This window comes from Amnibacterium sp. (assembly GCF_025463795.1).
Lineage (GTDB): Bacteria > Actinomycetota > Actinomycetes > Actinomycetales > Microbacteriaceae > Amnibacterium.
On the sequence record NZ_JAODBE010000105.1, the window covers coordinates 1 to 12,389 of the forward strand.

Here is a 12,389-nt window from a genome sequence, read left to right on the forward strand (position 1 = left end):
GACCGCATCGTAGGCGCGGCCGACCGCGATGGAGATGCGGCGCCGTGCCAGGCGCAGCGCCTCCTCCGACCGCGCCCCGTCGTCCGCGACGAGGCGGAGCAGCGCGACGAGCTCGTCCAGCACGGCCGCGACCGCGAGCGGCGGCCGGTCGGGCATCGGCACCACGAGGGTCTGCACCAGGGAGAGCAGCATCGACCAGGCGGCACCGGAGACGACGGCGCCCGCGAGCACGAGCGGCGGCACGGCATGGGCGGGTCCGCTCGAGATCGCGAGGTAGACGAGCAGCTGCAGCCCGCCGAAGGAGAACTCCGCGTCGATGCCGGAGACGAGCGCGGACACGACGCCGAACAGCGCGGCGACCGGCACCGCGGCGAGGCCGGTGCCGAGCACCAGCCGGCCGACCAGCAGCCCGATCAGGCCGCCCGCCAGACCGATGGACGCGCGCCGGAACCGCCGGGCGAACGGGCCCCCCGCGTCGCCGAACGCACCGAGGAGCGCCCCCATCGCGGCGAAGCCGCCGACGCCGGCCTGGCCGGTGACCATGCCGACGGCCAGCGGCGTGGTCACCGAGACCGCCACGCGCACCATGTCCGCCCACGGCACCGGCGCCTGCTTCGGGGCGACGACCCGCACCAGCCAGTCCGGCGCGAGCGGCTGGAACCGGTGCAGGGTCGCGTCGATCAGGCGCGGACCCAGATCCCGCCGTGCCATCGCCCCTCCATCGGTCCGGGTACGACGCTAGGGACGACGGGTTGAAGGGGCCTGGACGGGCTCAGCCTCGCCGCTCCGCCGGATCCGCGAGCCGCACCAGCCGCGCGGTGCTGCTCTCGTCGAGGTCGACCAGGTCGCCGCGGCTGCGCAGGAAGTCGGAGAACGAGCGGTAGCCGAGCGCCCGCTCCGAGAACGACGGATCCATTCGCTTCATCTGCGTCTTCACCGCGGAGTTGTGCAGCCAGTCGGCGTCGTCCTTCTCCTGCCCGAGCCGGAGCGCCCGGTGGAGGAGGTCGGTCGCCGCGCCCTGCGGGTCCTCGTCGTCCTCCTCATCCGCCTGGGCGTCCTGCTCGGCGGACTCGGGCAGCGGCTCGTCCGTGGCGGGCGGCCGCTTCGACGAGCGGCGACCGGACCGCCGCGCGGTCCGCCGCTCCTCGCCCTGCGGCTCGTCCGCCGCGCTCGGGGGCAGGGGCACGCCGGGCAGAGCGTCGTAGGTCACGAGCTCGTCGCAGGCCGCGCCGAGCGACCGGCTCGTGGAGCCGGCGACGCCGATGCCGACCACGTAGCGGCCGAGCCGCTTGCAGCGCTGGGCGAGGGCGATGTAGTCCGAGTCGCCCGCGACGATCACGACGTGGGTCAGGTCGGGCAGCCGGAACATGTCCTCGACGGCGTCGACGGCGAGCCGGATGTCGGCGCCGTTCTTCGCGTACGCGGCGGCGGGGAACAGCTGCACGAGGTCGACCGCGCGGCCGACGAGCTGGTCCCGGTAGGCGGAGTTCACCGCTGCCGACCAGTCGGCGTACGCGCGGGTCAGCACGAGGGTGCCGAACGACGAGGCGAAGTCGATGATGGCGCCGAGGTCGACGGTCGCCTGCTCGAGGCGGTCGGCGAACTCGGCCTCGGCCGCGGCGTCGGTCGCGCGCGCCCGGTCGCGGTGATAGCTGCTGCGGCCGTGCACCTGGTCGTAGCGGCCGATGACGATGTTGTCGAAGTCGATGTAGACGGCGACGCGGGCGGCGGCCGGTTCGGCCATTGGGGCTCCTCAGGAGGACGGTGGACTGTGCTCAGTCTGCCGGAGCCGGAGGCATGGCCCCGGTTCCCGTGGATCGGCTGGGAACCGTCCACCGAGGGGATCGCCCCGGCACGCGGAGCGGTCGGCGTCCGACGGGCGTGCGAGGCTCAGCCGTTCCGCGCGCCGTCCCTGCTTCCGAGAGGCTCTCCGTGACCGACGCCCCAGCCGCCTCCGCCGGCTCCATCACGATCGAGCCGGCGCGCGCCTGGCGGGCGCTCGCGGTGCTGCTCGTCGGCATCTCGATGTCGCTCCTCGACGCGACGATCGTGAACGTCGCCCTCCCGACGATCCGCACGAGCCTGAACGCGTCGGAGTCGACGCTGTCCTGGGTGATCTCGGGCTACTCGCTCACCTACGGCCTCGCGCTCATCCCGTCCGGCCGCCTCGGCGATCGGTACGGCCACAAGTGGGTGTTCTTCACGGGCCTCGCGCTCTTCACGGCGGCGAGCGTCGCCTGCGGCCTCGCGCAGAACGACATGCAGCTGATCGTCGCCCGCGTCGTGCAGGGGCTGGCCGGAGGCATCTACCTGCCCGCCGTCTCCGCGTACATCCAGCTGCTCTTCACGGGCCGCGTGCGCGGCAAGGCGTTCGCGATCCTGGGCGCCGTCATCGGGGTCGCCTCCGCGCTCGGCCCGCTGGTCGGCGGTCTGCTCATCCAGGCGTTCGGCGAGAAGGACGGCTGGCGCCTCGTCTTCGGCGTGAACCTGCCGATCGGCGTGGTCGCGCTGATCGCCTGCGCGGTCCTCGTGCCGAACGACGTCGGACCCCGCAGGAAGGAGGGCGGCCTCGACCTGATCGGGCTCCTGCTCGTCTCCGCGGGTCTCACCGCGATCCTCGTGCCGCTCATCGAGGGGCAGGACCAGGGCTGGCCCCCGTGGACGTTCTGGACCCTCGCCGCCGGCGTCGTGCTGCTGGTGCTGTTCGCCTTCTGGGAGGTGCGCACGGCCCGGAGGGGGAGGAGCGCGCTCGTTCCGCCGCACCTCTACAGCCACCTGGCGTTCACGGCCGGCACGATCCTCGCGCTCGTCTACTTCGCGGCGTTCGTGAGCATCTTCTTCTCGATCTCGCTGCTCTGGCAGGCGGGCCTGCACCACACCGCGCTCGAGTCCGGCTTCGTGTCGATCCCCTTCGCGGCCGGCAGCATCGTCGGCGCCTCCCAGAGCGGCCGGCTGGCCGCGACCATCGGCCGCCGAGTGCTCGTGATCGGCGCGGGCCTCGTGGCCCTCGGCCTGATCGCGCTCTGGCTGGTGCTGCTGCTCGTGCCGTCGCCCGACCTCACGAACTGGGATCTGCTGCCCGCACTGCTGATCGCGGGCTTCGGCAGCGGCCTCTTCATCGCACCGAACGCGCAGTTCATCGTCGCGACGGTCGACCCGGCGGAGGCCGGAGCGGCGAGCGGCGTCATCTCGACGATGCAGCGGATCGGATCCGCGATCGGCATCGCCGTCATCGGCTCGGTGTTCTTCGGCACGCTGTCGGTGCCGACGGGCCGGCGACCCACCACGACGGACCTCGCGAACGCGTTCGGCACGAGCGCGGCCGCGGCGCTCGCCGTCAGCGCGGCGTTCGCGGTCGTCGCGTTCCTGCTCGTCTTCACGCTGCCGAGGACGGTCTCGCAGGGCGGCCGGCGGCCCGAGTCCCGGGAGCCGGAGCGGGCCGCCGCCTAGCGGCGCGCGGCCCGGCTCGCCGTCACCCGGGCTGGACCCGGAGCGCCTCCCTCGGCAGGATCCGCTCCGGGTCCAGCCCGTGCTCGACGAGCTCGATCGGCGTGTCGATGTCGGCGCAGAGGTATCCGAGCAGCTGCACCGGCCGGACGGTCAGCCGGGAGAGCAGGCCCTGCATCTGCCGGCCGAGCCGCCCCGCCTCCGCCCGCTCCGCGGCGAGCGCGCGACGGAGCGACTCGGTGCGGTAGACCGCGAGCAGGGGATGCCGGTTGCCGCCGTAGTCCATGGCGACCCAGCCGTCCACCGGCGCCTGCGGGCGGACCTCCTTCATGATCTCGGCGAGGGCGTCGTCCGCCCTCGGCTGATCCGCTGCCACGACGGCGGTCAGCTGCTCCGGCGTGTCGGCGAGGGCCCGCAGGCCGGCGTCGACGGCCACCTGCGTCCCGCCGTACCGGGGTTCCTCGAGCACCCGCGGGACGTCCCGCGCCCACCGCCGCTCGGGCCCGACGATGACGCGCGCGGACGCGCCCGCCGTGGCCGCCAGCGCGGCGTCCAGCAGCCGCCTGCCGCCGATCTCGATCGCGCACTTGTCGATCCCGCCGAGCCGCGCAGCGCGGCCTCCGGCGAGGACGATCGCGTTCCACTCCATCATGGCCGCCCACCTCCGTGCCTCGAGCGGTGGCCGCGCCCACGGCCCTCCCGTCGCTCCGTTGCGTCGGGAATCCGCCCACGGCTATGGGAGCACGTGCTCCCCGTCGTGCGGAAGGGGGTCGCGCTGCGAATCGCGGTCGGTCAGCTCGGGAGGTCGAGGCCGGCGGCGCGGGCGTCGGCGGGGGTGTCGACGTCCGCCACGAGCGCGGCGGAGACGAGGACGCGGACGAGCGTCAGGCGCTCGAGCACCCCGCGCAGCGGCGCACCGGCCGGTCCGCCGGGCAGCGCCGCCACCGCGGCCAGGAGCGGCGCGCGACGGTAGAGGCCGAGCAGCGGCTGATCACGGCCGTCCGGGTCGACCGCGATCCAGCCGTCGGCGGCGTCCGCGGGATCGACCTGCGCGAGCAGCGCGGGCACGGCCTCCTCGACATGCGGCAGGTCCGCGGCGAGGACCAGGACGGCCGTCGCGGCCGGGCCCGGGAGGGCGAGCGCCGCGGCGAGCGCGGCGACGGGGCCGCCGTGGCGCGGCGTCTCGGTGGTCCAGAGCACGTCCCCGGGTGCACGTCCCGCTGCGGGATCCGCGACGACGATGCGCCGGGCGGCGCCCGCCGCCGCACGCAGGGCGCGGTCCAGGAGGGTGTCGCCCGCGGCGCCGAGCGCCGTCTTGTCGATGCCGCCGAGGCGCGTCGCGCGGCCGCCCGCGAGCAGCACCGCGTCGACGTCCCGCATCAGCGGGCGACGAGCCGGTTCGCGCTCGTGGTCTGCGCCCGCGACGACCCGGTGCGCAGCGCGGTCACCCGCACGGCGAGGCGCGTGCCCCGGTCCGCGGCGTTCACGAGGTGGGTCCGGCCCGTGGCGCCGGCGATCGCGTGGCCGTTGCGCAGCCACTGGTACGTCAGCCTCGTGCCTGCCGCCCATCCGGTGGACCTCGCCGTCAGCGGGTGCCGCACGGACGCGGTGCCCGTGATCGTCGGCCGTGACGGCACGTGCAGCACACGGCAGGCGAGGTCGCTGTCGACGGTGTCGGCGAACCCCGTGTACTGCGCCAGGTCGATGCGGCCGCCGGCCGTCAGGGGCGCGTGCGTGCAGTTCTCCGCCGCGCCGGCCGCCGTGGTCGCGCCGGCGAGCCAGGTGTGCACTCCGTAGAGGGGACTCGTCGCCGGCACGGTGCCGACGATGCCGGTCCAGTCGCCCCGGGCCGCGTAGACGCCGACATGGGCGCCGGCCGCGTGCAGGGCCGCGGTCATCCCTTCGAGGACCGCGCGGTGCGCCGCCGTGGTGCCGCTCCAGGTGTTCGCGGACTCGACGTCGAGCCACCAGGTGGCGGTGGCCGGCGCGGGCAGGCCGGGCACGGCCAGATCGGCGCGGGCGAGAACGGCCCCGTACGCGTACGCACATGCGGGGCCCGCGTCGCCCGCCCGGCACTGCCCGTAGGGCGTGCCGGGGGAGCCGACCGACGACGTCGGCCAGCGCGCGGACGTGGGGCCCGGATCCGCGGTGTTCAGGTAGAGGTCCACGCGCCGATCGCGTGCCGGGGTGCCCGCCCAGGCGAGCTCGGTGCCGAGGCAGTCGTTGACCGTCGCCGCGACGCCCTCGTTCAGGCCGACGACGACGAACGACGACGACAGGGGCAGGGTGAGGATCGGGCCGGGGAAGCCGGGAAAGGCCGAGCACTGGGGGAACGAGACGTCCACTCCGACCGTGCCCTGCGGCACGACGGGCGACGCATCGGCCGGTCCGGCGAGCGCCGCGAGAGCCGCCGCGGCGGCGGCCGCGGTGACGACCAGGCGGCGGATCATCCGACCAGTCTGTCCGGCGAGGTGGCCGCACCGTCCTCGCCCCGCCGCAGGCGTCCTGCGAAACATGCTCGTAACACCGAGGACACGCGGAACGGGGCGATCAGGGCCAGGATTGCGCCGACCGACACGGAAAGGCGGCAGGCATGGCTCTTGCGACGTCGACGGCAGCACCCGCGGACGCGGAGCGGCTGAAGCTCCAGCGGCACTTCGGGCGCTTCGACATCCTCTTCTTCCTCATCTGCACGATCGTCGGGGTCGACACGATCGCCTCGGTCGCCTCGAGCGGCGGCGAGGCGTTCACCTGGATGCTCCTGCTCGCCGTCGTGTTCTTCGTGCCGCAGGCGATGCTGTTCGCCGAGCTCGGCACCGCGTTCCCGCAGGAGGGCGGCCCGTACCTCTGGACGCGTCTCGCGTTCGGCCATCTCGCCGGCGCGATCAACAACTTCATGTACTGGGTCACCAACCCGGTGTGGCTCGGCGGCACGCTGGCGATCACCGCCGTCGCGGCGCTGCAGACCTTCTTCAACGACGGCACCGCCTACCCGACGGTGTGGGTCTACGTGATCTCGCTCGTCTTCATCTGGGTGGCGGTCCTCGCCGCGGTGCTGTCGTTCAAGCTCGGCAAGTGGATCACCACCGCCGGTGCGTTCGCCCGGTTCCTGCTGCTCGGTCTGTTCACGGTCTCCGTCGTGATCTACGGCCTCGAGCACGGCGTGCACGGCCTCGGCGCCGGGGACTTCGTGCCCACGGCGGGCGGATTCGTCGCGCTGGTCGGGGTGCTGCTGTTCAACTACGTGGGCTTCGAGCTGCCGAACAGCGCGGGGGAGGAGATGAAGGACGCCGCGGGGGACGTGCCCTTCGCGATCGCGCGGTCGGCCGTCGCGTCGTTCCTCCTGTACGCCGTGCCGATCCTCGGCATCCTGCTCGTGCTCCCCGTCACGCAGGTCACGAACTTCGGCGGCCTGGTCGACGCCCTGAAGACCGTCTTCACGGTCTACGGCGGCTCCGTCAGCCACGGGACCCCGACCCTCACCGGGGCGGGCGCCGTGCTCGGCGACGCGGGCGCGCTCCTCTTCGTGATCTGCGTGCTCACGTCGGGCATCACCTGGATCATGGGCTCGGACCGGGCGCTCGCCGTCTCCGGCTACGACGGCGCAGCACCCCGGTTCCTCGGCGTGCTGCACGACCGCCTGGGCACCCCGGTCCGGGTGAACATCTTCAGCGGCATCGTCGCGAGCGGCGTCCTCGTGCTCGCGCAGCTGATCACGCAGGGCGACGCGGCGAAGTTCTTCGGCGCCGTGCTCGGCGTCACGATCTCGACGACGCTGATCAGCTACCTGCTGATCTACCCCGCGCTCTGGAAGCTGCGCTCCAGCCACCCCGACATCGTCCGGCCGTACCGGATGCCGTGGCACCGCGGCCTCACGATCGTGCTGATGATCCTGCTCGCCTTCACCGTCGTGCAGCTCGTCGCGCCCGGCGCCGGCTTCGACTGGTTCGGCACCGGCTTCCGGCCGGACGGCTGGAAGCCCTCGGAGGCGTGGCTGTACCTCGCGACCGAGCTGATCCCGCTGCTCGTCTTCATCGCCGTCGGGGTGCTGTTCTGGCGGCTCGGCAAGCCGACCCGCATCGCGAACGCCGCCGCGCTCGCCGAGCAGCCCGTGGACGCGCGAGAGCCCGCCCTCGACTGAGGACGGGCTCTCGCCTTCGCGGGGGGCGGATCAGACGAGCGGGCCGTCCGAGTCGGCGGTCTGCCGCGTGACGCGCTCGCCGGATGCGGCGTCCACGCCGGTCCGGGAGGTCGTCACGGACCGGCGGCCGCGCAGGGCGAGCACCAGACCGACGACGAACACGACGACACCCGCGACCATCAGGATGATCCCGACGGTGGACAGGCTGATGAAGCCGACCGAAACGTGCACGGCGAACGCGAGGATCGCGCCGATGACGAACAGGACGGCGCCGGTGCCGATACTCATGGATCTGTCTCCTTCGTTACTTCTGCTGCCGCATGGGTGACGCGGCGCCCTCGCCCGGGTCGGACGAGGGGGTTCCTCAGACGCGACGCCCGGTGAGCGCTCGCACGAGGAAGATGATGATCGCGACCACGAGCAGGATGCCGCCGATCCACAGCAGGAAGCTCAGGGCGTGGGCGACGCCGCCGGTGATGAGCAGCACGATCGCGACGATGGCGATGATGATGAGCAATGCGTTCATGAGGTCCTCGTTCTCCAACAGTCGTTACATCCGGACGCGAAACGGAGGGCTCCGCGGCGGTGCCCGTTTCTACCGTGCCTGACTGAGTACATCCAGGGAGTTTCCGGACACTTCGCAGCAAAGGGGGCGAGCGGGCTCCCGGGCCGCTCCGAAGAGCGGTACGGATGGTGCAGGAGCATCGAGCACGTCGGGAGGTGCGCATGGGCTGGATCCTGCTGCTCGTGCAGCTGCCGTCGGACCCGTCCCGCCACCGCGTCGCCGTGTGGCGCGAGCTTCGCCGCGGGGGAGCGGTGCCGGTCGGGGCGGGCACGTGGGCCCTGCCCGCATCGCCCGCGTTCCAGGCCGCGATCGACCGGGCCCGCACCTTGTGCGCGCGCGGCGGCGGCACGTTCGCGATCCTCGACGCCGTGCCGCGCGACGAGGAGTCCGACCGTGTGCTCCGCGACGCCTTCGTCTCGGCCCGGCTCGAGGAGTGGGCGGAGTTCGAGCGGGACTGCGGTCGCTTCGAGCAGGACATCGCGGACGAGACGGCCAAGGGCACGACGACGTTCAGCGAGCTGGAGGAGCAGGAGCAGAGCCTCGACCGCCTGCGTCGGTGGTACCGCGACCTCCGCAAGCGCGACGTCCTGCTGCTTCCCGAGGCCCGGAACGCGGAGCGGCGCCTGCGGAGCTGCGAGGGGCTGCTGAACGACTTCGCCGAGCGCGTCTACGAGGCGGTGCGGCGCAGCGACACCTGGTCCGGCGAGCACCGGGTGGTGCGGCCGGCGGAGCTGGGCTGAGTCCCGCCGCCCGCTGGCAGGATGCCGGGCATGGACCCCCGAGCGCTCCAGGAGCGGTTCGCCGCCGTCACCACCGCCCACATCGCCGACGGCTGCCTTCGCGCGGACGTCCCGGTGCGCTGCGGGCCGACCGGGCTGCAGGCCGTCGAGCCCGGCATGCGGCTCGCCGGCCGCGTGGCCCCCGCCCGGCATGCGGGCAGCGTCGACGTGTTCCTCGAGGCCTTCGAGCGCGCCGAGCCCGGGGACGTGCTCGTCGTCGACAACGGAGGGCGGCTCGACGAGAGCTGCGTCGGCGACCTGGTCACCCTCGAGGCGCAGGCGGCCGGTCTCGCGGGGATGGTGATCTGGGGGCTCCACCGCGACACCGTCGAGCTGCGCCGGATCGGGCTGCCCGTCTTCAGCCTCGGCCGCATCCCGACCGGCCCGCTCGACGCCGCGCCGAACCGCCGGGGCTCGCAGACGCCGCAGTCGACCCGGCCCGCGGAGGTCGGGGAGTGGACCGTCGACGACGGCGACGTCGTGCTGGGCGACGACGACGGCGTGCTCTTCGTGCCCGCGGACCGGCTCGACGAGGTGCTCGGGCACGCGGAGCGGATCCGGGACACCGAGGGCGCGCAGGCGGAGCGGATCCGCGGCGGGCGCACGCTCCGCGATCAGGTGGGTCTGCGGGACTACCTCGAGCGCCGCGCCCAGGATCCGGACTACACGTTCCGGCGGCACCTCCGCGAGGTCGGCGGCGAGATCGAGGTGTAGCGCATGTCCGGCGAGCTCCGCGTCTCGGTGGTGCTGCCCGTGCGCGACGACGCGCCGGCGCTGCGCCGGTGCCTCGAGGCCCTCGCCACGCTCACCGACGCCCCGGACGAGATCGTGGTCGTCGACAACGGCTCGAGCGACGACACCGCCGACGTCGCCCGCGCCGGCGGGGCGCGGGTGGTGTTCGAGCCGGTCGAGGGCATCGCCAGCGCCGCGGCCGCGGGCTACGACGCCGCGACCGGCGACGTGCTCGTGCGGTTCGACAGCGACGCGGTCCCGCCCGTCGACTGGATCGCCCGGATCCGCGCCGCCTTCGCCGCCGATCCCGGGCTCGCGGGGATGACGGGCCCCGGCGTCTTCACGGACCTGCCGTGGCCGGCACGGCTGCTGGCGGGCCTCGGCTACCACGGCGCCTACTTCGGACTCGTCGGCACCCTGCTCGGCCGTGTGCCGCTGTACGGCTCGAACCTGGCCGTCCGGCGCACGGCGTGGCTCGAGGTGCGCGACCGGTTCCACCGGCAGGACCCGATGGTGCACGACGACCTGTGCCTCACGGTGCACCTCGGCGACCGGCGCCTGCGCTTCGATCCGCGCATCGGTGTCGCGGTCTCCGCCAGGGCGGTCACGCCCCGGCGGCTCGCGACGGCCGCCGGAAAGACCCGGCACACCGTGCGCGTGCACGCGACCGCCTTCCGGGCCACGACCGCCGGACGCCTGCTCGGCCCCCTGCTCGGCGGGGGACCGCCCCGGTAGGCTCCGCCATCGTGACGGAGCCGGTCGGGATCGTGATCGTGGGCGGCGGTCACAACGGCCTGACCGCCGCCGCCTACCTGGCCCGGGCGGGCCGGTCGGTCGTCGTGCTCGAACGGGCGGCGAGCGTGGGCGGCGCGGCCGTGTCGGCGGCACCGTTCCCCGGGATCGACGCCCGGCTGTCGCGCTACTCCTACCTGGTCAGCCTGCTGCCCGCCCGCATCCGGGACGACCTGGGCCTGCGGCTCGAGCTGCGCCGGCGGCGGTACGCCTCCTACACCCCGCTGCCCGGGTCCGACCGCGGTCTGCTGATCGACACCGCCGACCGGCCGGCTACCGAGGCCTCCTTCGCGGCGGTCGGCGCAGCGCCGGACGCCGCCGCCTACGGCCGCTGGCTCACCGACACGGCCGCGCTCGCCGCAGCCGTGTGGCCGACCGTGCTCGAACCGCTGCCGTCCGAGTCCGCGGTGCGGGAACGGGTGGACCCCCGGATCTGGCACGACCTCGTCGCGACGCCCATCGGCGCGACGCTCGCTGCCCGGTTCACGTCCGACCTCGTCAGGGGCATGGTGGCCACGGACGGGCTGATCGGGACGTTCGCGTCGCTCGACGACCCGTCGCTGGCGCAGAACATCTGCCTGCTCTACCACGTGATCGGCGGCGGGACGGGGGACTGGGACGTCCCCGTCGGCGGGATGGGTGCCGTCACGGGCGCTCTCGAGCAGGCCGCGAGGCGGGCCGGCGCGACGATCCTGACCGGTGCCGAGGTCGGCCGGATCACGCCCGACGGCGAGGTGACGGCGCGCATCGGCGACGCGGAGCGGACGTTCTCGGCGGGAACCGTGCTCGCGAACGTGGCGCCGGCGGTGCTCGAGCGCCTCCTGGGCCGCGAGGCGGACGTACCGGAGGGCGCGCAGGTGAAGGCGAACCTGCTGCTCACCCGGCTGCCGCGGCTGCGGGACGGCTCCGTCGCCCCCGAGGCGGCGTTCGCGGGCACCTTCCACGTGCACGAGGCCGCCTCGGAGCTCGACGACGCGCACGCCCGCGCGGCCGCGGGAGCGCTGCCCCGGCCGCTGCCGCTCGAGACGTACTGCCACTCGCTGACGGACCCGAGCATCCTCGGCCCGTCGCTGCGCGCGGCCGGGGTGCAGACGCTCACCGTGTTCGGGCTGCAGGCGCCCCACCGGCTCGGGCTCGACCGGGAGACGGCGCAGGCGGCGGTGCTCGCCTCGCTCGACGACGTGCTCGCCGAGCCGATCGAGGGACTGCTCGTGCCCGACGCCGACGGCCGGCCGTCGATCGAGGTGCGCACGACGGCCGACCTCGAGTCGTCGCTGGGCATGCCGGGCGGGCACATCTTCCACGGCCCGCTCTCGCCGCCGTGGCGCGCCGACGACCGCCCGGCCAGGAACGCGGCCGAGCGGTGGGGCGTCGCGACAGCCGACCCGCGGATCCTGCTGTGCGGCTCCGGCTCGGTGCGCGGCGGCGCGGTCTCCGGACTCGGCGGCTACGCGGCCGCCAGGGCCGTGCTCGAGGGCTGAGGCCTACGCGAGGCGGAAGGCGGCTGCTGCCGGGCAGTCGAACGGGTCCGCCTCGCCGAGACCGACGCGGTGGATGTAGGTGACCACGATCGCCCACGACTTCGGCAGCGTCGTCTCCGTGTAGGGCACCCCGACCTCGGCGCAGTACGCACGCACGATGGGGCGCGCCTTGTGCAGGTTGATGCTGGGCATGTTCGGGAAGAGGTGGTGCTCGATCTGGTAGTTGAGCCCGCCCATGCCGAGCGTGACGGGCCAGCCGCCCGTGATGTTGCGGGAGGTGAGCACCTGGCGGCGCAGGTAGTCCACCCGCTGCGACTCGTCGATGAGCGGCATGCCCTTGTGGTTCGGCGCGAAGGCGGACCCCATGGTGAAGCCGAAGACCAGCACCTGGACGAGCAGGAACGCGGGGGCGATGACCGGTCCGGCGACGACGACCGCGAGCGTGGCGAACC

Annotated in this window: 13 protein-coding genes and 1 pseudogene; 6 read left to right on the top strand and 8 right to left on the bottom strand. The window is 74.0% G+C overall.

Going from position 1 to position 12,389, the window contains the following annotated elements:
- Both JWQ92_RS09300 and JWQ92_RS09305 read right to left on the bottom strand, forming a co-directional pair.
- Window positions 1–711, bottom strand: a pseudogene (locus JWQ92_RS09300) (hypothetical protein); the annotation flags it as partial.
- 61 nt (window positions 712–772) lie between these two features.
- Window positions 773–1,744: an NYN domain-containing protein gene (locus JWQ92_RS09305; RefSeq protein ID WP_297344176.1), complete on the bottom strand. Its 972-nt coding sequence runs from the start codon at window positions 1,742–1,744 to the stop codon at window positions 773–775.
- A 188-nt stretch (window positions 1,745–1,932) separates the two neighbouring features.
- On the opposite strand from JWQ92_RS09305, the gene JWQ92_RS09310 reads away from it, so the two are divergent.
- Window positions 1,933–3,450, top strand: coding sequence for an MFS transporter (locus tag JWQ92_RS09310; RefSeq protein WP_297344177.1), 1,518 nt, complete (start codon window positions 1,933–1,935; stop codon window positions 3,448–3,450).
- Window positions 3,451–3,472: 22 nt separating this feature from the next.
- Here JWQ92_RS09310 and JWQ92_RS09315 read toward each other — a convergent pair whose 3' ends face one another.
- The 3 genes from JWQ92_RS09315 to JWQ92_RS09325 form a co-directional block, all read right to left on the bottom strand.
- Entirely contained in the window at window positions 3,473–4,099 is a 627-nt protein-coding gene (locus JWQ92_RS09315; RefSeq protein WP_297344178.1) for an NTP transferase domain-containing protein, read from the bottom strand.
- Between the two features lie 140 nt (window positions 4,100–4,239).
- Window positions 4,240–4,827, bottom strand: a complete 588-nt coding sequence (locus JWQ92_RS09320) for an NTP transferase domain-containing protein (protein ID WP_297344179.1) — start codon at window positions 4,825–4,827, stop codon at window positions 4,240–4,242.
- Entirely contained in the window at window positions 4,827–5,897 is a 1,071-nt protein-coding gene (locus JWQ92_RS09325) for a hypothetical protein (protein ID WP_297344180.1), read from the bottom strand. The genes JWQ92_RS09320 and JWQ92_RS09325 overlap by 1 nt, the downstream gene beginning before the upstream one ends.
- Window positions 5,898–6,040: 143 nt before the next feature.
- Here JWQ92_RS09325 and JWQ92_RS09330 point away from each other — a divergent pair, with 143 nt between their 5' ends.
- Window positions 6,041–7,588, top strand: a complete 1,548-nt coding sequence (locus JWQ92_RS09330) for an APC family permease (RefSeq protein WP_297344181.1) — start codon at window positions 6,041–6,043, stop codon at window positions 7,586–7,588.
- A gap of 30 nt (window positions 7,589–7,618) precedes the next feature.
- Here JWQ92_RS09330 and JWQ92_RS09335 read toward each other — a convergent pair whose 3' ends face one another.
- The gene (locus tag JWQ92_RS09335) at window positions 7,619–7,876 is read right to left on the bottom strand and encodes a DUF6458 family protein (RefSeq protein WP_297344182.1); all 258 of its coding nucleotides are present in this window, start codon (window positions 7,874–7,876) and stop codon (window positions 7,619–7,621) included.
- Window positions 7,877–7,952: 76 nt separating this feature from the next.
- Window positions 7,953–8,114 carry a hypothetical protein gene (locus JWQ92_RS09340; protein WP_297344183.1) on the bottom strand — a complete coding sequence of 54 codons (162 nt, stop codon included), beginning with the start codon at window positions 8,112–8,114 and terminating at the stop codon, window positions 7,953–7,955.
- Between the two features lie 164 nt (window positions 8,115–8,278).
- Between JWQ92_RS09340 and JWQ92_RS09345 the strand changes: the two genes are divergently transcribed.
- Genes JWQ92_RS09345 through JWQ92_RS09360 form a run of 4 tightly spaced genes read left to right on the top strand, consistent with a single transcriptional unit; the run spans window position 8,279 to window position 11,937 of the window.
- Window positions 8,279–8,893 (top strand): Chromate resistance protein ChrB, encoded by a 615-nt coding sequence (locus JWQ92_RS09345; protein WP_297344184.1) that lies wholly within the window; start codon window positions 8,279–8,281, stop codon window positions 8,891–8,893.
- Between the two features lie 30 nt (window positions 8,894–8,923).
- The gene (locus JWQ92_RS09350) at window positions 8,924–9,646 is read left to right on the top strand and encodes an RraA family protein (RefSeq protein ID WP_297344185.1); all 723 of its coding nucleotides are present in this window, start codon (window positions 8,924–8,926) and stop codon (window positions 9,644–9,646) included.
- A gap of 3 nt (window positions 9,647–9,649) precedes the next feature.
- Window positions 9,650–10,399, top strand: coding sequence for a glycosyltransferase family A protein (locus JWQ92_RS09355; protein ID WP_297344186.1), 750 nt, complete (start codon window positions 9,650–9,652; stop codon window positions 10,397–10,399).
- A gap of 11 nt (window positions 10,400–10,410) precedes the next feature.
- Window positions 10,411–11,937 carry an NAD(P)/FAD-dependent oxidoreductase gene (locus tag JWQ92_RS09360; RefSeq protein ID WP_297344187.1) on the top strand — a complete coding sequence of 509 codons (1,527 nt, stop codon included), beginning with the start codon at window positions 10,411–10,413 and terminating at the stop codon, window positions 11,935–11,937.
- A gap of 3 nt (window positions 11,938–11,940) precedes the next feature.
- On the opposite strand, the gene JWQ92_RS09365 is transcribed toward JWQ92_RS09360, so the two are convergent.
- A partial coding sequence (locus tag JWQ92_RS09365; RefSeq protein WP_297344188.1) for an acyl-CoA desaturase occupies window positions 11,941–12,389 on the bottom strand: 449 nt, incomplete at its 5' end.

What these genes read in the sequence shown, in the direction of transcription:
- JWQ92_RS09345 (WP_297344184.1), top strand. Translation starts at nt 8,279, where the DNA reads ATGGTGCAGGAGCATCGAGCACGTCGGGAGGTGCGCATGGGCTGGATC.
- JWQ92_RS09320 (WP_297344179.1), bottom strand. Translation starts at nt 4,827, where the DNA reads ATGCGGGACGTCGACGCGGTGCTGCTCGCGGGCGGCCGCGCGACGCGC.
- JWQ92_RS09305 (WP_297344176.1), bottom strand. Translation starts at nt 1,744, where the DNA reads ATGGCCGAACCGGCCGCCGCCCGCGTCGCCGTCTACATCGACTTCGAC.
- JWQ92_RS09350 (WP_297344185.1), top strand. Translation starts at nt 8,924, where the DNA reads ATGGACCCCCGAGCGCTCCAGGAGCGGTTCGCCGCCGTCACCACCGCC.
- JWQ92_RS09335 (WP_297344182.1), bottom strand. Translation starts at nt 7,876, where the DNA reads ATGAGTATCGGCACCGGCGCCGTCCTGTTCGTCATCGGCGCGATCCTC.
- JWQ92_RS09355 (WP_297344186.1), top strand. Translation starts at nt 9,650, where the DNA reads ATGTCCGGCGAGCTCCGCGTCTCGGTGGTGCTGCCCGTGCGCGACGAC.
- JWQ92_RS09330 (WP_297344181.1), top strand. Translation starts at nt 6,041, where the DNA reads ATGGCTCTTGCGACGTCGACGGCAGCACCCGCGGACGCGGAGCGGCTG.
- JWQ92_RS09340 (WP_297344183.1), bottom strand. Translation starts at nt 8,114, where the DNA reads ATGAACGCATTGCTCATCATCATCGCCATCGTCGCGATCGTGCTGCTC.
- JWQ92_RS09325 (WP_297344180.1), bottom strand. Translation starts at nt 5,897, where the DNA reads ATGATCCGCCGCCTGGTCGTCACCGCGGCCGCCGCCGCGGCGGCTCTC.
- JWQ92_RS09315 (WP_297344178.1), bottom strand. Translation starts at nt 4,099, where the DNA reads ATGATGGAGTGGAACGCGATCGTCCTCGCCGGAGGCCGCGCTGCGCGG.